This window comes from Paenibacillus sp. XP01, assembly GCF_057364885.1.
The window spans coordinates 6,874,683-6,895,945 of sequence record NZ_CP139481.1 but is presented as its reverse complement, the minus strand read 5'-3'; the positions used below and the strand labels follow the sequence as shown (position 1 = coordinate 6,895,945).

General features: G+C 48.7%; 22 protein-coding genes and 1 tRNA gene. 18 read left to right on the top strand and 5 right to left on the bottom strand.

Going from position 1 to position 21,263, the window contains the following annotated elements; genetic code table 11:
• Positions 1-642: 642 nt before the first annotated feature.
• From gntK to SNR34_RS31010, 3 genes are all read right to left on the bottom strand, one after another.
• Positions 643-2,196: a gluconokinase gene (gntK, locus tag SNR34_RS31020; RefSeq protein WP_236413688.1), complete on the bottom strand. Its 1,554-nt coding sequence runs from the start codon at positions 2,194-2,196 to the stop codon at positions 643-645.
• Positions 2,197-2,245: 49 nt separating this feature from the next.
• Entirely contained in the window at positions 2,246-3,607 is a 1,362-nt protein-coding gene (locus SNR34_RS31015; RefSeq protein WP_236413687.1) for a GntP family permease, read from the bottom strand.
• Between the two features lie 196 nt (positions 3,608-3,803).
• On the bottom strand, positions 3,804-4,478 hold the full coding sequence (locus tag SNR34_RS31010) for a GntR family transcriptional regulator (protein ID WP_236413686.1): 675 nt from the start codon (positions 4,476-4,478) through the stop codon (positions 3,804-3,806).
• Positions 4,479-5,102: 624 nt separating this feature from the next.
• Here SNR34_RS31010 and rpmH point away from each other — a divergent pair.
• The 12 genes from rpmH (at position 5,103) to SNR34_RS30950 (ending at position 17,315) form a co-directional block, all read left to right on the top strand.
• Positions 5,103-5,237: a 50S ribosomal protein L34 gene (gene rpmH, locus SNR34_RS31005; RefSeq protein ID WP_019914530.1), complete on the top strand. Its 135-nt coding sequence runs from the start codon at positions 5,103-5,105 to the stop codon at positions 5,235-5,237.
• A 315-nt stretch (positions 5,238-5,552) separates the two neighbouring features.
• A complete protein-coding gene (gene rnpA, locus SNR34_RS31000; RefSeq protein ID WP_236413685.1) occupies positions 5,553-5,903 on the top strand; it encodes a ribonuclease P protein component in 351 nt (116 codons plus the stop codon).
• 74 nt (positions 5,904-5,977) lie between these two features.
• A complete protein-coding gene (locus SNR34_RS30995) occupies positions 5,978-6,853 on the top strand; it encodes a YidC/Oxa1 family membrane protein insertase (RefSeq protein WP_236413684.1) in 876 nt (291 codons plus the stop codon).
• A complete protein-coding gene (gene jag, locus SNR34_RS30990; RefSeq protein WP_236413683.1) occupies positions 6,850-7,551 on the top strand; it encodes an RNA-binding cell elongation regulator Jag/EloR in 702 nt (233 codons plus the stop codon). Before SNR34_RS30995 ends, jag begins: the two co-directional genes overlap by 4 nt.
• Before the next feature lie 146 nt (positions 7,552-7,697).
• Positions 7,698-9,074: a tRNA uridine-5-carboxymethylaminomethyl(34) synthesis GTPase MnmE gene (gene mnmE, locus SNR34_RS30985; protein ID WP_343261394.1), complete on the top strand. Its 1,377-nt coding sequence runs from the start codon at positions 7,698-7,700 to the stop codon at positions 9,072-9,074.
• A 69-nt stretch (positions 9,075-9,143) separates the two neighbouring features.
• Complete coding sequence (gene mnmG, locus SNR34_RS30980) at positions 9,144-11,033, top strand: tRNA uridine-5-carboxymethylaminomethyl(34) synthesis enzyme MnmG (protein ID WP_236413679.1); 1,890 nt, start codon at positions 9,144-9,146, stop codon at positions 11,031-11,033.
• On the top strand, positions 11,033-11,758 hold the full coding sequence (rsmG, locus tag SNR34_RS30975) for a 16S rRNA (guanine(527)-N(7))-methyltransferase RsmG (protein ID WP_236413677.1): 726 nt from the start codon (positions 11,033-11,035) through the stop codon (positions 11,756-11,758). The genes mnmG and rsmG overlap by 1 nt, the downstream gene beginning before the upstream one ends.
• Before the next feature lie 914 nt (positions 11,759-12,672).
• Positions 12,673-13,491, top strand: coding sequence for a nucleoid occlusion protein (noc, locus tag SNR34_RS30970; RefSeq protein WP_236413675.1), 819 nt, complete (start codon positions 12,673-12,675; stop codon positions 13,489-13,491).
• Between the two features lie 185 nt (positions 13,492-13,676).
• Complete coding sequence (locus SNR34_RS30965) at positions 13,677-14,438, top strand: ParA family protein (protein ID WP_236413674.1); 762 nt, start codon at positions 13,677-13,679, stop codon at positions 14,436-14,438.
• Positions 14,431-15,276: a ParB/RepB/Spo0J family partition protein gene (locus SNR34_RS30960; RefSeq protein WP_236413672.1), complete on the top strand. Its 846-nt coding sequence runs from the start codon at positions 14,431-14,433 to the stop codon at positions 15,274-15,276. Before SNR34_RS30965 ends, SNR34_RS30960 begins: the two co-directional genes overlap by 8 nt.
• Positions 15,277-15,416: 140 nt before the next feature.
• On the top strand, positions 15,417-16,571 hold the full coding sequence (locus tag SNR34_RS30955) for an aminotransferase class V-fold PLP-dependent enzyme (RefSeq protein ID WP_343261393.1): 1,155 nt from the start codon (positions 15,417-15,419) through the stop codon (positions 16,569-16,571).
• Between the two features lie 243 nt (positions 16,572-16,814).
• Positions 16,815-17,315 carry a DUF4446 family protein gene (locus SNR34_RS30950; RefSeq protein WP_236413671.1) on the top strand — a complete coding sequence of 167 codons (501 nt, stop codon included), beginning with the start codon at positions 16,815-16,817 and terminating at the stop codon, positions 17,313-17,315.
• Here SNR34_RS30950 and yyaC read toward each other — a convergent pair.
• Positions 17,290-17,895, bottom strand: coding sequence for a spore protease YyaC (gene yyaC, locus SNR34_RS30945; protein ID WP_236413670.1), 606 nt, complete (start codon positions 17,893-17,895; stop codon positions 17,290-17,292). The two genes, SNR34_RS30950 and yyaC, sit on opposite strands and share 26 nt — an antisense overlap.
• Positions 17,896-17,991: 96 nt before the next feature.
• Here yyaC and SNR34_RS30940 point away from each other — a divergent pair, with 96 nt between their 5' ends.
• The 4 genes from SNR34_RS30940 (at position 17,992) to SNR34_RS30925 (ending at position 19,614) form a co-directional block, all read left to right on the top strand.
• Positions 17,992-18,255: a putative Se/S carrier protein gene (locus SNR34_RS30940; RefSeq protein WP_343261392.1), complete on the top strand. Its 264-nt coding sequence runs from the start codon at positions 17,992-17,994 to the stop codon at positions 18,253-18,255.
• A 14-nt stretch (positions 18,256-18,269) separates the two neighbouring features.
• Entirely contained in the window at positions 18,270-19,211 is a 942-nt protein-coding gene (locus tag SNR34_RS30935) for a mechanosensitive ion channel family protein (protein WP_486180915.1), read from the top strand.
• A complete protein-coding gene (locus tag SNR34_RS30930) occupies positions 19,201-19,428 on the top strand; it encodes a DUF951 domain-containing protein (RefSeq protein WP_236413663.1) in 228 nt (75 codons plus the stop codon). The genes SNR34_RS30935 and SNR34_RS30930 overlap by 11 nt, the downstream gene beginning before the upstream one ends.
• Before the next feature lie 95 nt (positions 19,429-19,523).
• Positions 19,524-19,614: transfer RNA gene (locus tag SNR34_RS30925), tRNA-Ser, on the top strand.
• Between the two features lie 405 nt (positions 19,615-20,019).
• On the opposite strand, the gene SNR34_RS30920 is transcribed toward SNR34_RS30925, so the two are convergent.
• Complete coding sequence (locus tag SNR34_RS30920) at positions 20,020-20,214, bottom strand: YjzC family protein (protein WP_236413661.1); 195 nt, start codon at positions 20,212-20,214, stop codon at positions 20,020-20,022.
• 200 nt (positions 20,215-20,414) lie between these two features.
• Between SNR34_RS30920 and rpsF the strand changes: the two genes are divergently transcribed.
• Together rpsF and ssb are read left to right on the top strand one after the other, a co-directional pair.
• Entirely contained in the window at positions 20,415-20,705 is a 291-nt protein-coding gene (gene rpsF / locus SNR34_RS30915; RefSeq protein ID WP_236413660.1) for a 30S ribosomal protein S6, read from the top strand.
• Between the two features lie 49 nt (positions 20,706-20,754).
• Complete coding sequence (gene ssb, locus SNR34_RS30910) at positions 20,755-21,243, top strand: single-stranded DNA-binding protein (RefSeq protein ID WP_236413659.1); 489 nt, start codon at positions 20,755-20,757, stop codon at positions 21,241-21,243.
• Positions 21,244-21,263 lie beyond the last annotated feature (20 nt).

Here is a 21,263-nt window from a genome sequence, read left to right as displayed (position 1 = left end):
AGACTGTCACTCCTTTTACATGTTACAAGTGTGGCTTAAGCCATGTTGCAGTGTCGAAATACGAGAAATAATGTTGCATTTATCCCCAAACTCCCGCAAGCCGAAAACAAAAAAAGAATGAACAACGGAAAATTGTTCACAACTTTATCCACAGGTTGTTGATAATATTATGGTTCAGATCACATATTCACATCCAAAAGTAATACAATCATAGCAAAAGAAGCCCGGCATTTCAATGTATCGCGAGATTTTATCCACAAATTCAATAACTTGTGTATAATTTTTAATCACAACACTATATATTGTTTATAATTTGTTTAATTTTCGACATGAAGCCCTAAAAATCTAAATGTGATTATTCACAGGTTATCCGGCGGAATTTGGCGAGTGTGCGTAAATGGGGCTTCTATTTTGTGAATAACTTTATTGTGGATAAACAGAGGCACAAAAGATGTCCTTTGATGTTGAATGGGATTTTCAAAGTGAACTCTTTTGTCGTCGGCGGAGTGCATCACCTGCGTCGTGCCAGGCCAGATCCTCAACACGGATGTGGCCTGGCACGTTGATATGGAGGAAAAAAAAGCAGCACCGCGGACCAACGGTCCGCGGTGCTGCCTTTTAGCTTATAAAGAGGGAGGAGTCCTACTTGGATTCCTTCAGAACAGAGTGTTTGCGCTGGAATTCTGCAATATCGGCATATTCCTCCTCCAGTTTGCGCGAAATGCGGATAAAAAGAGGGAGAAGCTCGCGATAAATAGCTGCATTTTCCGGCACAGGGCTATGTCTGTGCGTTGTGCCTACCATGGAGGCGACGACATCAAGCGACTTCGCACGGCCAGTTGCGTAAAGACCGAGAACCACGGCGCCGAGGCAGGAGCTTTCGAAACTTTCGGGCACCACGACTTCCTGATTGAAGATGTCGGACATCATTTGCCGCCAGAGCGGGGAACGGGCAAATCCGCCGGTAGCCTGAATGGAGGAGGGGTGCCCGATCTGTTCTTCCATAGCGAGCAGCACGGTATACAGGTTGAAAATAACCCCTTCCAACACAGCGCGGATCATATGCTCCTTCTGGTGATGAAGGGTGAGCCCGAAGAAGGAGCCTCGTGCATTCGGATTCCACAGGGGGGCACGCTCGCCCGAAAGGTACGGATGGAACAGCAGCCCTTCCGATCCTGGGCTGACACGTTCGGCGATGCGGGTTAACACGTCATACGAATTGATGCCGAGCCGTTTCGCCGTTTCTACTTCCGAAGCGGCAAACTCGTCCCGTACCCAGCGAAACAGCATGCCGCCGTTGTTCACGGGACCACCTACAACCCACAGGTTATCGGTCAGGGCATAACAGAAGGTACGGCCTTTCGGATCGGTGACAGGGCGATTGACGACGGTGCGTATCGCGCCGCTGGTGCCGATCGTGGCTGCTACGACCCCGGGCTCGATGGCATTGACGCCGAGATTGGACAGCACGCCGTCACTTGCTCCGACGACGAAAGGTGTAGAGAGGGAGAGTCCCGTTTTTTCAGCCCACTCCGGATGCATTCCCTCTATAGTATGTGTTGTTGGTACGAGGCGGGACAGACGATCCGGAGTGATCCCGGCCAGCTCAAGCGCCTCTGCGTCCCAATCCAGCTGTTCCAGGTTCAGCAGACCTGTGCAGGATGCGATGGAGTAGTCCACGATATATGAAGAAAATAAACGGAAAAACAAATATTCCTTAATGGAAATGAATTTGGCGGCACGTTGAAACAGCTCTGGTTCGTCGTGGCGAAGCCACATCAGCTTGGTCAGCGGTGACATGGGATGAATTGGCGTACCTGTACGACGATAGATACGATGGCCTACGCCATTCTCCTGCAGTTTGCTGGACCAAGCAGCACTCCGGTTGTCTGCCCAGGTGATACAGTTGGTAATCGGTTTGTCATCCTTGTCCATCGCTATCAAGCTATGCATGGCTGAACTGCAAGATACGAACAGAATCTCATTTGCGGAGACTCCGCTTTCGTCCATGACCCCGCGAATGGAACGGACGGCAGCTTGTACGATTTGTTCCGGATCTTGCTCGGCTACGTCAGGCGCGGGCGTATACAGCGGGTATTCTTGTGTGCACGTACTAACAACGGCACCTTGCTCCGTAAACAATACCGATTTGGTGCTGGTGGTGCCGATGTCGATTCCGATCATATAGTTACTCATGATTTAAACCTCTTTTCCCCTAAAAATAAAACGAATCTGAGCAGGTGCTTTACAGCACCGTACTCAGAATCAAGATAAAGATCAATCCTACAACAGATAATAGTGTTTCCATAACGGTCCACGTCTTGAGGGTCTGCGCAACGCTCATGTTGAAAAATTCCTTGATCATCCAGAAGCCGGCATCATTCACATGAGACAGGACGAGGGAACCGGCACCTGTAGCGAGCACGACCAGCTCAATGCTTGCACCTGGCGTGAGCGCCAGAACCGGGGCTACAATGCCCGCGGCAGTCGTCATGGCAACCGTGGCCGAACCGGTGGCTACGCGTATGAGGGCTGCAACCAGCCAGGCGAACAAGATAACATTGATGTGGGCATGCGTGGCCACTTCAGCAATGGCATTGCCCACACCGCTGTTGATCAGTACTTGTTTGAACGCGCCGCCGCCACCGATGATTAAAATGATGGTAGCTGTCGGAGCCAGACATTCGCTGGTGAACCGGGAAATGTCGTGTTTATTGAACCCGCGTGCGAATCCGAGGGAGAACAGCGCGAACACGACGGAAATAAGCAACGCGATGACCTCATGGCCGATAAATTCACAGAAAACCGTGAAGGAGCTAGTACCCTCAGGGTCCACAATGTTCGCAATCGACCCGATCAGCATCAGAATAACAGGCAGAAGGATTGTAAACAGGGTGATCCCGAACCCAGGCAATCGGTCGGTTTTGCTGGTGGAAAATTGCTCGGCCAGTTCGGTCGGCGGTTCCAGTTGAATACGTTTGCCGATGAACTTCCCGAACAAGGGACCGGCGATAATGGCCGTCGGAATGCCGACGATCAGGGAGTACAAAATCGTTTTGCCCAGGTCTGCCTTGAACGCGTCAATCGCGATCATTGGAGCGGGATGGGGTGGAACGAGACCATGTACGGTCGAAAGTCCGGCCAGAATCGGAATGCCGATCTGAAGCAGGGACATGCCGGTTTTTCGGGCAACCGTGAAAATGATCGGAATAAGCAGAATAACCCCGACTTCAAAGAACACCGGGATGCCGACGATAAAACCAACGATCATCATCGCCCAGTGTACCCGCTTCACGCCGAAACGGTCGACAAGCGTCGTTGCTATGCGCTCGGCACCGCCGGACTCTGCCATCATTTTGCCCAGCATGGTGCCGAGCGCGATAACGATGGCGATCGTTCCGAGCGTGCCGCCCAATCCGCCGGTAATGGATGAAATCACGTCAGCCGGTTTCATGCCGGCAAGCAAGCCAAGCATCAGGGCCGACAGCATCAACGTTATAAACGGGTTCCATTTGTATTTGGAGATCAGCACGATCAGGAATACGATCGCAATCAATGTCCATACCAACAAGGTGGCATTATGGGATAGACCAAAAAGAGTACTCATGGTGTATGCTCCTTTTTATGTTTATATAACGCTTACAATGGACCCCGAGGATGAATGGAAATCGCATTGTGTATACTTGTCGACAAGTAAATGTCCAACCATTCCCCTGCAGAATGATTGTGGCCGCCCGTAAAAGCAACGTTATGCTTACGGGGACCTTCGTGTGCCGTTTAAAGGAAGCGCGATACATCGCGGATCATGACTCAAAGCTTTCATGAAGCGTCTTGCCCGAATCTTTGAAGTAGGCGCGGACCCCGGCTTGAATCTGTTCTTTATCCCCCGATTCAAGTGCCTTGAGGAGCAGGCGATGCTTATGAATGACATCGCTTATTTTTTGTTCGCCCTGAGCGAAAACCCTGCGGGTCGTAAGCAGCATCACCGTCATGACGACGTATCGGATGCTTCTCCATAAATGGGAGATCCGGGTGTGCTTGGCCGCTTCAATGATCGCCTCGTGAAAAGTCAGATCCTGATGGGCAAACTCGATGGCGTCCCTGTGCCGTCCGGCAAGTTCCATTTTGTCAATCGTATTGCGAAGCTGCGTCAGCAGTTGTACGGGTACATTGTTCGCCAACCGTTGCTGTACAAAGCTCTCGATCAAAAAACGGACGTCATATAGCTCTTCAACATCGCTGATTTTCAAACCGAGCACAACCACGCCCATACGCTCCAGTCGAATCAAGCCTTCATTCGACAGTGTACGCAATGCTTCGCGCACGGGAGAACGGCTGCTTTCATAATCAGCGGCAATCCGGTTTTCCGACAACGTTTCACCGGGGCGGAGTTCCCCGCTGATGATGCGCAACCTCAATTCGCAGGCAATCGCTTCCCCTCGGGAAGCTCCCTGCAGCCAGGAAGAAGGAAACTGCATAATGGCTAACGCTCCTATAATATAATCAGTTCTTGAGTACACGAGACAGACTTCCACTTGCAGGCAGTCCGAATGCGTCCATACTGATCATAACACAACCGGAGGACCGCTGACTTTTTGAAGCGATCTTGGCACGAAAGACATTTTACGACATCGATAAGTATACTTGTATACAAGCTCATTGTTTATGCTACACCTTTCGCAAAAGCTTGTAAACCTGAACATTAAAGCGAATACATTAAATTTCAAGCTTCTACGATAGCATAACCAGTTCAATCCCGGAAAATTACAGATCATCAAAAAATACGGCAGAATATTGAAGCAAAAAGAAAAGAAGCTGGACAAAAGATTATCCACATGTGTATAACCAGGCCGAAAAGAGAATGAAGCTGATCCGTTCCGCGGGTGTGGATAAATCGAATCGGATTGGAGAATACGGTCCTGCTCATAGGCTGGGGATAACTTTTTGCGAGAGGATCATTCTATATTTTTGAAAAAGAGGAAGAGGGGATACGTTTTCAGTTGACTTTTGCATGGGGACGTGGTTAAATATATAAAGGTGTTTTCTGTGAAGATGAAAATGATTCATCACATAAGTATTTCCTTGTAAGGAGGTGCAATACATTGAGACCTACATTCAAACCGAACGTAAGCAAGCGTAAAAAAGTTCATGGTTTCCGTAAAAGAATGAGCACAAAAAACGGACGTAAAGTTCTGGCTGCACGTCGCCTGAAAGGCCGTAAAGTCCTGAGTGCTTAATGCATGAGAAGACCACTTCGGTGGTCTTTTTTTTCATTACAAAGCTAAACCGATTTTCATGCAATGCACGACAAGATAACAGGAAACTTCCTTATATATATCAAGAGCATAAGCAGCCGGAGTCAGCAGCCAGCCAAAGATTGCGAGAGACGCAGCTTTAGGCGCAGGCGTGTATGATCAGGCATCGGTGCGACGTACTTTTTCATATATAACAAGTTGTGCTCCGGCGGTTTACCGCCACGCAAGAAAGCCTATACTAAATCAGTAATGGAGCCCCGTCAAGTTGGACGGTGGAGAATAGCAAGGAGAAGCGCCGTGTACAAAAGACTGCGTTTACGAAACCGGGCGGATTTTAACCGCGTATACCGGTATGGAAAATCGTTCGCCAATCATCAATTCGTAGTGTATGGCTGCCGCCGTAAAGATACCGAACAATTCCGGGTCGGAGTGTCCTGCAGCAAAAAAATCGGGAATGCTGTCGTTCGCAACCGAATGAGACGCATGGTGAAGGAAATTGTCAGACGGCACGAGCAGGAAATCGTGACCCAGATGGATCTGATTTTCATCGTGCGAAAGGGAGCCTTGGCCATGTCTTATCAGGAGATGGAAAAAAGCGTGCTGCATGTCTTGCGCAAGGGCAGCCTCTTGAAGTCAAGCAAGCGATAGTATTCGGTTTATTTGTCCTCCTGAATATGGTATGATTTACGGTGGAATGGAATGGTTAAGAGAGGGGTTATGAAGTGTCGCGATTGAAGACATCAAAGGGGAAGTGGATTCTCCTTATTGCAGTCATTGCAATGGTCGCCGTACTCGCCGGATGTACTCCGCAAGGGAGCGGTGTAACAACGGAAGACTTGAGGAACAGTGAATCTTTCTGGCAAAGCAATGTAGTGTATTGGTTCTCATTGGCGCTCGATACATTTGCCAACTGGTTTAACGGTGAATATGGACTGGCCGTCCTTGTGATGGTGCTTATCGTACGGACATTGATCCTGCCGCTGACGATGAAACAGGTTCGCAGTTCCAAGGCCATGCAGGCAATTCAGCCGCAATTGAAAGAAATTCAAGCAAAGTATAAAGATACACCTGAGAAGGTTCAGCAGGAAACGATGCGACTGTTTCAGGAAAACAAGGTTAATCCGATGGCAGGTTGTCTGCCGCTTCTGATTCAGATGCCGATTTACATCGCACTTTATAACTCGATTTACGGCAACTCCAGTCTGAGAACGCATGATTTCTTATGGCTGCAGCTCGGAGCGCCGGACCACTTGTTCATCTTGCCGATTCTGGCAGCGATCACGACTTGGGTCCAAACCTGGATGATGATGCGCATGAATCCGGCCCAGCAGGTTGGACCGATGCAATTCATGTTATGGGTATATCCGATCCTGATTTTTGTCATGTCCTACCAGTTCCCTTCGGCATTGCCGTTGTACTGGTTCTACAGCAATATCTACACCATCGTGCAAAACTTCTTCCTTTACCGGAATAACGACAAAGCCGTAGCCGAGGTGAACGTGAAGCAGAGCAGCTCCAACAACGGGGCTAAACGCAAAAATGGCGGCAAGGCAACCGTCTCTGGCAAACGGTCGAAAGGGGCCAAAAAATCGAAATGACCAAAGTCATTACGTCAGGAAAAACCATTGAAGATGCTGTAAACCAAGGATTGGCCGAACTCGGCGTGAGCAGGGACAAGGTCGAGATACAAGTGTTAGAACAGCCGTCAAAAGGATTCCTGGGCTTGATCGGGGTGAAACCGGCCAAGGTTGAAGTCAGGCTGCTGCCTGTTCCTGAGGCACCACCACAGCCGAGCGAGCCAGTCGTGAATGCTCCCCGCGCGGATGTAACGCCTGAGGACGTCGCGGCGAAAAATCCCTATGAGGAAGCGGCTGCTTTTTTGAAGGAAGTCGCAGCAGGTATGGGACTTAGCGTTGAGGTCAGCATCAAGAAACAGCGGGATGGTCACCTGTTCAACATTGCCGGAGAAGACCTTGGCATGATTATTGGAAGACGTGGACAAACGCTGGATGCCCTTCAATATTTAACGAACATTGTTGCCAATCGTTATTCGGAGAGCTTCGTGCGCATTGTGCTGGATGCGGAAAACTTCCGCCAGCGCAGACGTAAAACGCTGGAAGATCTGGCTGAGCGTCTTGCTGGACAAGCCATTCGGACCGGCAAGGAAGTCATGCTGGAGCCGATGCCGCCGCTCGAGCGCAAGGTGATTCACGCGAAGCTGCAAAACCACCCGCAGATCAAGACGTACAGCAAGGGTGAAGAGCCGAATCGGCGTGTGGTCATTACGACGAAATAACATGACATTGAGGACGCAATGGCTTCCTGCCCGGTGCAGAAGCCATTGCTTTTTTCGTACTAATAAGCTTTTGCATTTACGTATAAAACGAAATTCCATGGCGTCCTGTGGGACGAAATTTGAAATAGATCAAGGAGAGATGAGCAATGATCAGCGATACGATCACAGCGATATCAACGGCTCTGGGCGAAGCAGGCATAGCGGTCATTCGCGTGAGCGGCCCGGACTCGGTTACGGAGACGGAGAAGATTTTTCGGAGTAAAACGCCTTTGTCTCAGGCAGACTCTCATACCGTACATTATGGTCACATTATCGATCCGGCCAGTGGCGAAAAGGTGGAGGAAGTGCTGGTTACCGTAATGCGGGCACCGCGTTCCTTTACGACAGAGGATGTCGTGGAGATCAGTGCCCATGGCGGCATCGTGTCGGTCAAACGGGTCATGGACCTGCTGCTGCAGCTGGACATTCGTCTGGCCGAACCCGGCGAATTCACGAAGCGGGCTTTCCTGAATGGACGGATCGACCTTTCGCAAGCGGAAGGGGTTATGGACCTGATTCGTTCCAAGTCCGATCGCGCTTTCTCGGTCGCTTTGAAACAAGTCGAAGGCAAGCTGTCGACAAAAATCAGGGATCTTAGACATACGTTGGTGGAGACACTAGCCCATATCGAAGTGAATATCGATTATCCGGAGCATGATGTCGAATCTCTGACGGCCGACTTTATCAAGGAAAAATCGAGCCTGGTCATCAACGAAATTGATCAATTGCTTGCAACGGCCGAACAAGGGAAAATACTGCGTGAAGGCATTACGACCGCCATCGTCGGGCGGCCGAACGTGGGCAAGTCCTCTCTGCTGAATGCGCTGGCTCAGGATAATCGCGCGATCGTCACCGACATTCCGGGAACGACCCGCGATGTCATCGAGGAATATGTGACAATCAACAATATCCCGCTAAAGCTTCTGGATACGGCAGGGATCCGTGAGACAATGGATGTCGTTGAACAGATTGGAGTCGAGCGCTCACGTTCTGCGGTGAATGAAGCGGATCTGCTGCTGATGGTCGTCAATGCGGCGGAGTCGCTGCATCAGGATGAGATCGAATTGCTGGAACAAATCCGCGGTAGACAATCCATTGTCATTATGAATAAAATGGACTTGGCGCCTCAGGTAGAGCGAGATGTGCTGCTCCGTTACATTCCGGAGGAACGGCTTGTGCCGATGTCGGTCAAAGATGATCTGGGCGTGGATCGTTTGGAAGAAGCGATCTCTACCTTGTTCTTCAGCGGTAAGCTGGAGTCTTCGGATTTGACGTATGTGAGCAATGTGCGGCATATCGCCCTGCTCAAAAAGGCGAAACAATCGCTGATCGATGCTTTCGAAGCCGCCGAACAGTTGATTCCGATCGACATGATCCAGATCGATGTGCGTCTGGCATGGGAACAGCTTGGCGAAATCGTGGGCGATACGGCGCATGATGCGCTGATTGATCAGATTTTTTCCCAGTTCTGTCTGGGCAAGTAAGGGTTTACGGTCGTTGGTTGATTTGGATATAGATGATGCTATGCGAAGGCATAAGGAGGTAGATTGAAAATGGCTTATGATGGCGGAAATTATGATGTCATTGTTGTGGGTGCAGGCCACGCAGGCGTGGAGTCTGCTCTGGCCGCAGCCCGCATGGGAAGCAAAACGCTGATGATCACCATCAATCTGGATATGGTGGCATTTATGCCGTGCAACCCCTCGATTGGAGGTCCGGCCAAAGGGCATGTCGTACGTGAAATCGATGCGTTGGGCGGCGAAATGGGACGCAACATCGACAAAACGTTTATTCAAATGCGGATGCTGAACACGGGGAAAGGTCCTGCAGTGCATGCTTTGCGTGCGCAAGCGGATAAATTCTCTTATCAGCATACCATGAAAGAAACGATGGAGAACGAACGCAACCTGACGATGCGCCAAGGGATGGTTGATCGTTTGATTGTTGAAGACGGGCAGTGCGTTGGCGTTGTAACCCAGACGGGAACCGAGTATCGTGCCAAAGCGGTGGTGCTGACCACAGGAACATACCTGCGCGGCAAAATCATTATGGGTGAATTGATGTACGAGAGCGGGCCGAACAATCAACAGCCTTCGTTGAAATTGTCGGAACATCTGCGCGAGTTGGGATTTGAGCTGGTTCGCTTCAAAACAGGGACGCCTCCGCGCGTGCATAAAGACACGATTGATTTCAGCAAAACGGAAATTCAGCCTGGCGATGACGAACCGAAGTTCTTTTCCTATGAAACGGAATCTTCGGACAACGAGCAGCTGCCTTGCTGGCTGACGTATACTTCGGTCGAAACGCATCAGATTATTAACGACAACTTGCATCGCGCACCGATGTTCTCTGGTTTGATCGAAGGAACGGGTCCGCGTTATTGCCCTTCTATTGAAGATAAAATCGTGCGTTTCAGCGATAAGCCAAAACATCAAATTTTCCTGGAACCGGAAGGCAAGAATACATCCGAGTATTACGTACAAGGGTTGTCCACCAGCTTGCCTGAGGATGTGCAGCTTCGTATGCTGCGTTCGATCCCGGGGATGGAAAACGTAGAAATGATGCGAAACGGCTATGCGATCGAATACGATGCCATGGTTCCGACCCAGCTCTGGCCTTCGCTTGAAACCAAACGGCTGCCAGGATTGTTCACTGCCGGCCAAATCAACGGGACTTCCGGTTATGAAGAAGCCGCAGGGCAAGGAATCATGGCCGGCATTAATGCCGCGCGCAAAGTGCAAGGCAAAGAGCCTGTTGTGCTTGATCGTTCCCAAGGCTACATCGGCGTGCTGATCGATGATCTGGTTACGAAAGGAACCAACGAGCCTTACCGCTTGTTGACTTCCCGTGCCGAGTATCGCCTCTTGCTTCGCCATGACAATGCGGACTTGCGCCTGACGGAAATTGGTCACGATATCGGATTGATTACGGAAGAACGTTACGCCAAATTCCTGGACAAAAAAGCGAAGGTAGAGGCAGAGATTGCGCGTTTGAAAGCGACCAAAGTGCGTCCTGCTGATGTTAACGATAAACTGGAGGCTGTCGGATCTGCGCCGATTCAAGATGGAAGCACATTGCTCACTTTGATGCGCCGTCCGGAAATTACGTACGATTGGATTGCAGACATTTCTCCTTCCGAAGTTGAATTGACGGCTGAGATGAAGGAACAGGTCGAAATTCAGATCAAATATGCGGGTTACATCGAAAAGCAATTGATCCACGTGGAACGTTTGCAGAAGATGGAGAAAAAGAAAATTCCGGCCGACATCGAATACAATGACGTTCATGGGTTGGCGATGGAAGCGAAACAAAAGCTGTCGAAAATCCGCCCAATCTCCATTGGTCAGGCATCCCGGATCTCCGGGGTTACGCCGGCGGACGTCTCCATTTTGCTCGTATACCTGGAGCACTATAACCGCGTAACCGCAGCAAGGGGACAATAATGGATACGATTCAACAGCAGCTGCAGTTACGCTTGAAGGAGCATGGAATGGAGCTGGATGAACGCCAGCTGGAGCAATTCGAGCTTTATTTTCAGGAATTGGTATCGTGGAATGAAAAGATGAATTTGACGGGAATCACCGAGCGGGAGCAGGTGTATACCAAGCATTTTTACGATTCGGTTTCGCTCGCCTTTTATGTGGATATGGAGAAGGTTGAGCGACTTGCAGATATCGGTTCGGGCGCCGGATTTCCCGGAATACCGCTTAAAATCTGTTTTCCGCATATCAAGCTCACGATCATTGATTCTTTAAACAAACGGATTGGTTTCTTGCAGCATGTGGTGGATACGCTGGGGTTGACTGACGTTGAGTTGATTCATGGACGTGCGGAGGAATTGGGACGCAAGGAAGGTTACCGGGATCGCTATGATCTCGTCACTGCGCGTGCAGTCGCCAAGCTTGCCGTTCTGAATGAGTTCTGTCTGCCATTTGTGCAAAAAGGAGGATTCTTCGCCGCGATGAAAGGCGGGGACCCTCGTGATGAAATGAAGGAAGCCGAGTTCAGCTTCAATCAATTGAAGGGACGCGTAAAGGCTGTACATCCGTTCCAGCTTCCTGTAGAGGAATCGGCACGCCACATTATTTTGGTACAGAAGTTTGATAAGACACCTCATAAATATCCACGCAAGCCGGGGACGCCGTTGAAGACCCCGTTGATTCAATAACAGAATATGAGGGGCATGTTCAAAAGGGAAAGAGAATGTTTCACGTGAAACATTCTCTTTTTTTTCTATACGTAAAAGGAGCAACAATCCTTAGGATTGGGCGAAGACAAGCATCAACCCACGCGATGGTTGGCTATAGTAAAATGAGGTTTGCAAATCCTTGAGAGGAGCCAGTTATGAAAAAGATATGGGTTTGTTTTTGAATAAGAGAAAAAGAATGAAAGATCAGAAGCGCTGCTAAAGATAATATGAGGTGCGGTTTGGATTGGAGGTTGTCTGGATCGGAAAGGCAGGACAATCTGAAGAAGCAAAGCGGTCGCTTATAAGTTTCGGAAAGAAAGCTGGACCGGGATATGGACTGATCACCGGATTTCCCTTTTAAAAAAAATTTGGAGATACAGAGATCGGAAGATGGTACTGCACTCGCAGTCGCCTGGTCCGATTTATTATTGCGGTTATCTAGATCTGTATTCGCGCAGCCAATATGGAAACGAAACATTGATTTGCAGAAATCCATCTGAAAATATGCTGTGCCCCCAAAAAAGATGGAACAACTTGCCTTGTGTGGCAATAGGCCAAGCCATTGTATTCAACAAGACAGAAAGACATAGACATCTGAAGATTCCTGCGTAGGACGCGGACCAAAATATTGATTCTCAAAGTGATCAAAAGCAGGAAAATTGAGCCGTTTTAAAGAATAGGTAAGCATAGGATTATGAAAGAAAAGATGGTAGAATAGAAGTATCGGCTCTTGGCGGACATCGCCTTTACGTTGAATGATATAGATCGATTTTATGAGCATGACCAATGATAGAGTATTTAGGACATATCCAAATATGTGCGTCCTTTGCATGGAATAAGAAGCCCTCGATTTCAGACGAGCGCTATTATGAAACTAGGTGGTAGTATACGGAATGAAAGAACAATTTTCGAAGTTGTTTGGTTTGGCGGAGCGTAATAACGGTGACGAAATAAAACAAATCCCGGTGAATGAAATTGTGAGCAGCCCGTATCAACCCCGCACCATTTTCGATGATGAGAAAATTGACGAACTGTTGCAAACGATCAGAACCCATGGAGTAATCCAACCCATCGTGGTTCGGGTGAGAAATGGCTCCTATGAGATTATCGCCGGAGAGCGGCGTTGGCGCGCGGTTCGCAAGCTGGGTATGGAGCAAATTCCCGCCATCGTGCGCGAATTCAATGACTCACAGGCGGCATCGATTGCGTTGATCGAAAATTTGCAGCGGGAAGGGCTTACTTCCATTGAAGAAGCCGTTGCTTATCAAAAGTTGATCGACCTGCACCAGCTCACGCAGGAGAGCCTTGCTCAACGTCTTGGCAAGAGCCAATCCACGATTGCGAACAAAATCCGGCTGCTTCAGCTTCCGGAAGGCGTGAAAACGGCGTTGATGGAACGGAAAATATCGGAACGGCATGCACGGGCCCTGCTTTCCCTCGACACTGAGGAATTGCAAATGAAGCTGCTTGGAGAAATTATCGACAAAGAACTGAACGTCAAGCAAACGGAAGCGCGGGTAGCCTTTTATAAAGAAGCATCCAAAGTGAAAAAATCGAAGCGCATATCCTATACAAAGGATGTACGGCTTGCCCTCAATACGATCAGGCAATCGATTGATATGGTCACTGGTTCAGGCATGGATATTAAGACGAAGGAATCGGACCATGAAGACCATTATGAAATCGTCATTCATATACCTAAGCGCAAATAATTGAAGCTTTGAGGCGGCAATGGCCGCTTTTTCTATCTACGCAAGCCATGAATGGACAGCACGAAAGGGAATGAGGGTGCACAAACGGTTGTTGCAGTAATGGATGATCGCCACCTGCTTTTAGTTAACGATATCTCATAAACCTAAACCTACAAGAAAAGACTCCTATATTTGAGGTGAAGTAATTGTCTAAGATTATGACCATAGCCAATCAAAAGGGCGGTGTGGGGAAAACGACGACATCTGTTAATTTGGGTGCAGGTCTGGCTTCGCTCGGGAGAAGGGTATTGCTCGTCGATATTGACCCTCAGGGAAATACAACGAGTGGAGTTGGAATTAATAAAGCAGACGTGGCCAACTGCATATATGATGTGTTGATTAATGAGGTTCATCCCCAAGAAGCCATTTTGGAAACGAAAATCGAAGGACTTCATATTATCCCTGCAACAATTCAACTGGCTGGCGCGGAAATCGAGTTGGTTTCTACGATTTCCAGGGAAGTTCGTTTGAAAAAGTCACTCGCCCTAGTGAAAAAAAATTATGACTACATACTGATCGACTGCCCACCTTCCCTTGGCATGTTGACCATCAATTCGTTAACAGCCTCCGATTCGGTGATCATTCCGATTCAGTGTGAGTACTATGCGTTAGAAGGATTAAGCCAATTGCTTAATACGGTTCGTTTGGTGCAGAAACATTTGAATACGTCTTTGCAAATTGAGGGCGTACTGCTTACCATGTTTGATGCACGCACGAACCTGGGAATTCAGGTCATTGAAGAAGTGAAGAAGTATTTCCAACAGAAGGTGTATCAGACCATTATTCCGCGTAATGTTCGATTGAGCGAAGCTCCATCGCATGGCCAATCGATTATTACGTATGATCCTCGGTCCAGAGGGGCGGAAGTATATTTAGAGCTCGCGAAGGAAGTGATTTCTTATGAGTAAGCGGCTTGGAAAAGGCCTGGATGCCCTGATCCCATCGCTTTCAATCAATGACGATGACAAAGTCGTGGAAATCCCCCTCAATCAGTTGCGGGCCAATCCATATCAACCCCGCAAAGTTTTTGACGAAGATGCAATACACGAATTAGCCGAATCGATCCGCCAGCATGGCGTTATTCAACCGATTATTGTCAGAACAGTGCTGAGAGGATATGAAATCATTGCAGGTGAGCGTCGTTTCAGAGCTTCTCAATATTGCGGCAATACAACCATACCTGCTGTCGTACGCAGCTTTAGTGACCAACAGGTGATGGAAATTGCACTTATTGAAAATTTGCAGCGGGAGAACCTGAATGCAATGGAGGTTGCTGTCGCTTACCAAGGCTTAATGGAACAGTTCTCATTAACGCAAGAAGAACTGTCTGTGAAAGTAGGGAAATCCCGCTCGCATATTGCCAACTTCTTGAGGTTATTGGCTTTGCCGGAGGAAGTTAAGGATTATGTTTCACGTGGAACGTTATCCATGGGCCATGCTCGTGCTATTGTGGGGTTAAAAGATCAGGACATGATGAAACAGTTGGCCAAACAGGCCATCGATCAAGAATGGAGCGTTCGTGAGCTGGAGGAAGCCGTTCAACAACTGGACCGTTCCAAGTTGGGCGAGGCGAAGGCCAAAGCCAAGGTGAAGAAAAAGGACCCTTTTATTGATACGCTGGAAGAATCGCTGCGCGAACGCTTCAAAACAACTGTAAAGATCAAACATAATAAGGACAAAGGCAAAATCGAGCTTAACTACTACAGCAAACAGGATTTGGAACGGCTGTTAGAGTTGCTGCAATAGAGCCAAGTAGGGCAACATCAGCGGGGCCTCTCATGAGAATGACATATCGCCTCCGAACGCTGGAGACTTGATATGTCATTATTCTTTTTTTCTCGCATAATGAAAAAGTGGCCATCATCGAAGTAGAGGTGGTAGTTCAGGTGCAAGACATTATATATCTTGATCATGCCGCGACATCATGGCCGAAGCCGCCAGCCGTTGCAGAAGCCATGGTGAATGCCTTGCAACAATCCGGGGCCAACCCCGGAAGAGGGAGCCACCGCATGGCCGTTTCGGCAAGCCGGGTGCTGTTCGGGGCCAGAAAGTCAATAGCCAACTTGTTGGGCATTCATAATGCCAACGATATCTCGTTTACAGCAAATACAACGGAAGCGTTAAACATCGCCATCCAAGGATGGGTTCGTCATGGGGATCATGTCATTGCGACGATGGCCGAGCATAATTCGGTACGGCGACCGCTGGAGTATTTACGGCGGACTCGCTGTGTTGAGGTGGATTATGTTGGTGTCGATCAGAACGGCGATGTTGATTTAGCGCAAATGCAGCGCATGTTCAAACCTAACACCAGGCTGGTCGTGTGCACGCATAGTTCGAACTTGCTCGGGAGCATACTTCCTATCGGCGAGATTGCGCTGCTCGCTCATAAACATAAGGCGACATTGCTTGTAGATGCCGCTCAAAGCGCTGGAATTTTGCCTTTGAACGTACGGCAGTTGGAGATCGATATGCTTGCATTTCCCGGGCACAAGGGACTTCTCGGCCCACAGGGTACGGGTGGACTCTACATAGGTCCAGAACTCGATGTGCAGCCTTTGATCCACGGGGGAACGGGGAGCCAGTCCGAAGCCATTGAACAACCCCTTATTCGGCCGGACCGATATGAAGCCGGAACGCCGAATACGGTGGGCATAGCCGGATTGGAGGCAGGTGTGAGGCATGTATCCTCCTTGGATCCGGCACAAATATACCAGCATGAATGGGGACTCATTCAGCATATGATGAATGGACTGTCTTCGATTAAAGGCATACACATGCTGGGACCGAAACTTGATCAACCACGCACAGGCTTGTTATCCTTTACCCTAGAAGGCTGCGATTCGGCCCAATTGGCATTTCAACTTGACCGGCGCTTCGGCATTGCCGTAAGGGCAGGATTCCATTGCAGCCCGCTTGCGCATGAATCGGCGGGGACGACGGCAAGTGGAGCCGTACGGGCAAGCGTGGGATACAGTACTACAAAGGATGAGGTGAATGCCCTCATCGAGGCTGTACAAGAGCTGGCAAACATGGAATAAGAGTAGACTAGGGACGACTTTTCACCTGAAAGACACCTTTTAATACGAATTCGCCGCGTGGATTTCCATATTTGTATCTTTTTGGTGTTTACATGTTACAATTTTCGGGTTGATTAGAAGAAGAGGGTTAGGTTAATCTAGGGAATGGAATGCCGCCAGGCAACAATAGGAACATGTGGGATACCGTCTTGATGCAACAGACGCAAACATGAATTTGAACAAACAGAGGGGTAGTTACACTACATGGCTGAAATAAACGAGCTGATTCTGGAACAGCTGCTATGGATTATTGGCGGATTGGCATTATTGACGGTAATTTTATTGATTGTGAGCATTGCCCAAGGAGCAAGACTTCGAAAGTTCAAGCGAAAATACGAAGCAATGATGGCCGGCAGCGGCGTCGAGGATTTGGAGTCATTGCTGATCAACCTCAAAATCCAAATGGATAGCATTGAGGATGGGCATCAGATGCAAACGAACCAGTTGCAGACGATTACGCAGAAACTGGCCCGCATCCAGAGCAAGGTTGGCGTAAAACGGTACAATGCCTTTGGCGGAAACGGCGGCGATCTCAGCTTTTCCGTGGCCATGATCAACGACAGCCAAGATGGCATGGTATTAACGGGCATTTTTAACCGTGATGGTTCTTATGTGTACGCTAAACCTCTTAAAGGGGGAGAATCCTCGTATACCCTATCCCCGGAGGAAAAGGAAGCTATCAGTCTCGCACAGCAAGCAGAGTAGAACGGGTATGCCATTCGCGAATGGCGGAATACAAGCTGCTGGCGATCATTTCGGACATACGCATGACAAGGCTCAGCCGGGTGTTCTGTAAAACAAAGTATTCCATGAAACCGCCGACGTTAACGATACCAGCAAGATGGATATCGCCGACCGGCGGTAATTCTTTATTTACGCCTGCTCCAGGCTTTAATGGACCATTAACGACTTGAATGCATCCAACGCTGGATGATTGCCCCAGACAGGCATCGACGGCAATAATGTAGGGATTGTGATGGGCTGCGTTGATTTTATTCAACGTATCCTGCAAGTTCATGGCATGCACAGGCTCGTCGAGGGTCCCATATAGGTGAAAGAGGGGGCTGTCCCATTTCGACAGGGACGAACCCACAAGCGGGCCAAGGCAATCGCCGGTTGAGCGATCGGTGCCGATGCACACCACGACGACATTTCGCAGGGAATGGGCTTTGTATAGATGGAACATTAAACGGTGGATAATAGCGGAGCGGGCGCCAGGATCAGTATGCGAAATCTTTAGACTGGTGGTATCATGAGACGAAAAGGAATGTGAAGTTGGATTCATAGGATCTATCCTCTCCCCTTGAAATGGTAGTATCAGTATATGGAAGGATAGAAGATTTTATACTTTGTCAGTCAGGCTTTTTTGGAGGGATCGAACATGGACGAATGGTTGGATGATTGGCTGCTTATTGCTTTTGATTCGACCCAGCAGGCGCTGAGGGCAGAGATGCTGCTTGAGTTTGCGGAGATCGAAATTGATTTGTTTCCAACGCCGAAGGAAATTACGGCAGGCTGCGCATTATGCATCCAATTCCCCAAAGAGGATCTTGTCAGAGTTCAGCAGATCATTCGCAATGAATTCGTCGAGATCAGGGGCCTCTATTTCAAAAATGAAACAAGCTATGATAACATACCGATGTAGAGGAGGGAGTCATCATGTTGCCCTTTAAATTTGCGACAGAACCACAGGTCCCCACGCCAGATGAAGCTGTTCAGACCGCTATCCGGTGGACAGATAAATTGTGGAACCAGTTAACCGATGGCGAAATGTGGATGAGCATTCTGTTCAGTTCGCTTCGTCTGATCATTATTTTCATTCTTACGCGTATTGCCATAAAGGTAGTGCATCGAATCATCGACCGTTCCATGTCCCGCAAACAAGAAGGACGGATACGCGTGAATCCACGGAGGTTCGTAACGGTTGGCGAGCTGCTTAAAAATGCGACCTCCATTACGTGTAACTTTATTATGGTATTGCTGGTGCTGTCGGAGCTGAACGTCAAGGTAGGACCGCTATTGGCCAGTGCCGGCGTGCTTGGTCTTGCCATCGGTTTCGGGGCTCAGGGCCTTGTCAAGGACGTTATTACCGGATTTTTCATTATTCTTGAAGATCAGTTCGCCGTAGGAGATGTCATTCAGACCGGCTCTTACAAAGGAACAGTGGAAGTGATTGGTCTGAGAACGACTAAATTGGTGAGCTGGCAGGGTGAGGTTCATATCATTCCTAATGGTACGATCGCGAGCGTGACGAACTTCTCCATGTCCAACTCCCTTGCTGTTGTCGATATTCCAATGAAAGCAGAGCAGAGCTTGGATGAGTCCGTCCATCTTGTAAAAAGGGCCCTCGCCGGCATCGAGGACCGCGATCTCAATATCGTCAAGGTTCCTGATGTGCTCGGCATTCAGTCTATGACGACCTCAGAGTATGTAGTGCGAATCGTAGCCGAGTGTATGCCCAATTCGCGGGCATCGGTGGAACGCCAAATCCAGAGCGATGTGAAAAAAATGTTCGAATACCGGGACAACAGCAGTCAGGCTGCGCTGGAGTTTGCTTCAGCCCAGGAAAAGGACGAGGGGGATGGAAGAGGTGGAGCGTAAAATTTTTCAACTTGGCGATATCGTGCAGATGAAGAAGCAGCACCCATGCGGAAGCAATGAGATGGAAATCATTCGCATGGGCATGGATATCCGGATCAAGTGCGTGGGGTGCAAGCACAGTGTTCTGATTCCTAGAGCCAAATTTGAAAAAAGCCTGAAAAAAGTACTGCGTTCTACGCTTGCTGAAGAAGAAACCGAGGTTAAAACGGACGAGTAATTGAATGCAGTACAGCCATAGCAATGGCCGATTACAAATTAATTGGATAGGCTATTGCCATATCCGATTAACTGTGCTATAATCAGTATTGCTGCGGAAAGGTACCCAAGAGGCCCAAGGGGGCTGACTCGAAATCAGCTAGGCGTGTCAAAGCGTGCGTGGGTTCGAATCCCACCCTTTCCGCCACTAACTACTAACGTTATCAAATGAAGATAAAGACCTTCCTTAATGGAAGGTCTTTTCGTTTTAGTCTGATGGTTCATCTTTCATATTAAGCTTATGGACAACGTGAAAAGCTGCAAAAACAGATAAAGAGCCCCGAAGGGCTCTCTAAGGCGATACAGCGTTTAGTTAGAAAACAATCGGTCGTAACGGTCAGAAACCTGGCGTACTGCTGAGCAATACACGTGCTTCAGACGAATGGTCTTACGCACTTACCACTTGCTTCTTCATATTACGTGATGCATCTCCAACGAACCAATCAAGTTCGGCTACGTAGTCCAACGGAACCACACCTCTCTTGTGTATCGCCTAATTGTATTATGTGCATGTTGACGGATTATATACAGCCCTCCGAAAAAAAAGTTGCTCTTAATGCACGCGTGCCTTGGTCAGCTTTTTCCATTTGCGATTGTGATTGCTCGTTTCGGGAAAAGGCTCGCCTTTTTTCAGCGTTACCCGTTTAGGATTTTGGATCTCCGTGTGAAAACTTCGCTCCCCAACCTCCGTATATTCACCATCGTTCGGTGCCTTGTCTCCAGGTTCAAACTCGGTTCGTTCACCCATGGTGCTTCCCTCCTTGAATATGGTCGTTCGTGCTGCCCATATAGTGTGCTCCAACCGGGAATTGATCATGTGCAAAGAATAAAGGGAACGTTTGCTTGCATTCGGGTGTTGTTTTTGTTATAGTAATATGGTTCGAGTTTGTGCTCGTTCCTTGCTCTCAACTCGGATTGAGGGCCGAAGTCCATAAGGAGGTGAAAATTATGCGCAAATATGAAGTGATGTACATTATTCGTCCTGACGTTGAGCAAGAAGTTGTTCAAGCTACAGTCGAAAAATTCCAAGGCATCATCTCCAACGGCGGTGGTGAGGTTACTGCTCACGACGTTATGGGTAAACGCCGTCTTGCGTATGAGATCAAGAAATTCCGTGATGGGGTTTACGTTCTGGTTAACTTCACTGCTGAACCAGCAGTTGTTAACGAACTTGAGCGTCTCATGAAAATTTCTGACGAAGTCATTCGTTATCTCATTACGAACGACGTTGTTGCTTAAGACAACCCGTGATGATTGTACCTAACACGCTCTGAAGGAGGGGATTACATTGTTGAACCGTGTCATTCTGATCGGCCGATTAACTCGGGACCCTGAACTGCGTTATACTCCGGCTGGGGTAGCAGTTACGCAATTTACTTTGGCAGTAGACAGACCGTTTACGAGCCAAGGAGGCGAGCGGGAAGCGGATTTCATTCCGGTCGTAACCTGGAGACAGCTTGCTGAGACGTGTGCAAACTATTTGCGCAAAGGGCGTCTGGCTGCAGTCGAAGGACGCATTCAAGTACGAAATTACGAAAATAACGAAGGTAAACGTGTATACGTAACCGAAGTTATTGCCGATAACGTTCGTTTCTTGGAGTCTAACCGCGATAGCAACAATAGCGGCGGTGGCGGACAAATGCGTGAGGAGCCTTCTTACGGAGGCGGCGGACGTGCGAATAACAACAACAACAGCTATTCGCGCAGTAACAATCAGGATCCTTTTTCCGATGACGGAAAACCGATTGACATATCGGATGATGATTTGCCATTTTAACGTGAACCGCTTCTCATTCG

Coding starts and splice junctions, on each gene's coding strand:
- gntK (WP_236413688.1), bottom strand. CDS start 2,196: ATGAGTAACTATATGATCGGAATCGACATCGGCACCACCAGCACCAAA.
- SNR34_RS31015 (WP_236413687.1), bottom strand. CDS start 3,607: ATGAGTACTCTTTTTGGTCTATCCCATAATGCCACCTTGTTGGTATGG.
- SNR34_RS31010 (WP_236413686.1), bottom strand. CDS start 4,478: ATGCAGTTTCCTTCTTCCTGGCTGCAGGGAGCTTCCCGAGGGGAAGCG.
- jag (WP_236413683.1), top strand. CDS start 6,850: ATGACCAAAGTCATTACGTCAGGAAAAACCATTGAAGATGCTGTAAAC.
- mnmE (WP_343261394.1), top strand. CDS start 7,698: ATGATCAGCGATACGATCACAGCGATATCAACGGCTCTGGGCGAAGCA.
- mnmG (WP_236413679.1), top strand. CDS start 9,144: ATGGCTTATGATGGCGGAAATTATGATGTCATTGTTGTGGGTGCAGGC.
- rsmG (WP_236413677.1), top strand. CDS start 11,033: ATGGATACGATTCAACAGCAGCTGCAGTTACGCTTGAAGGAGCATGGA.
- noc (WP_236413675.1), top strand. CDS start 12,673: ATGAAAGAACAATTTTCGAAGTTGTTTGGTTTGGCGGAGCGTAATAAC.
- SNR34_RS30960 (WP_236413672.1), top strand. CDS start 14,431: ATGAGTAAGCGGCTTGGAAAAGGCCTGGATGCCCTGATCCCATCGCTT.
- SNR34_RS30950 (WP_236413671.1), top strand. CDS start 16,815: ATGGCTGAAATAAACGAGCTGATTCTGGAACAGCTGCTATGGATTATT.
- yyaC (WP_236413670.1), bottom strand. CDS start 17,895: ATGAATCCAACTTCACATTCCTTTTCGTCTCATGATACCACCAGTCTA.
- SNR34_RS30940 (WP_343261392.1), top strand. CDS start 17,992: ATGGACGAATGGTTGGATGATTGGCTGCTTATTGCTTTTGATTCGACC.
- SNR34_RS30935 (WP_486180915.1), top strand. CDS start 18,270: ATGTTGCCCTTTAAATTTGCGACAGAACCACAGGTCCCCACGCCAGAT.
- SNR34_RS30920 (WP_236413661.1), bottom strand. CDS start 20,214: ATGGGTGAACGAACCGAGTTTGAACCTGGAGACAAGGCACCGAACGAT.
- rpsF (WP_236413660.1), top strand. CDS start 20,415: ATGCGCAAATATGAAGTGATGTACATTATTCGTCCTGACGTTGAGCAA.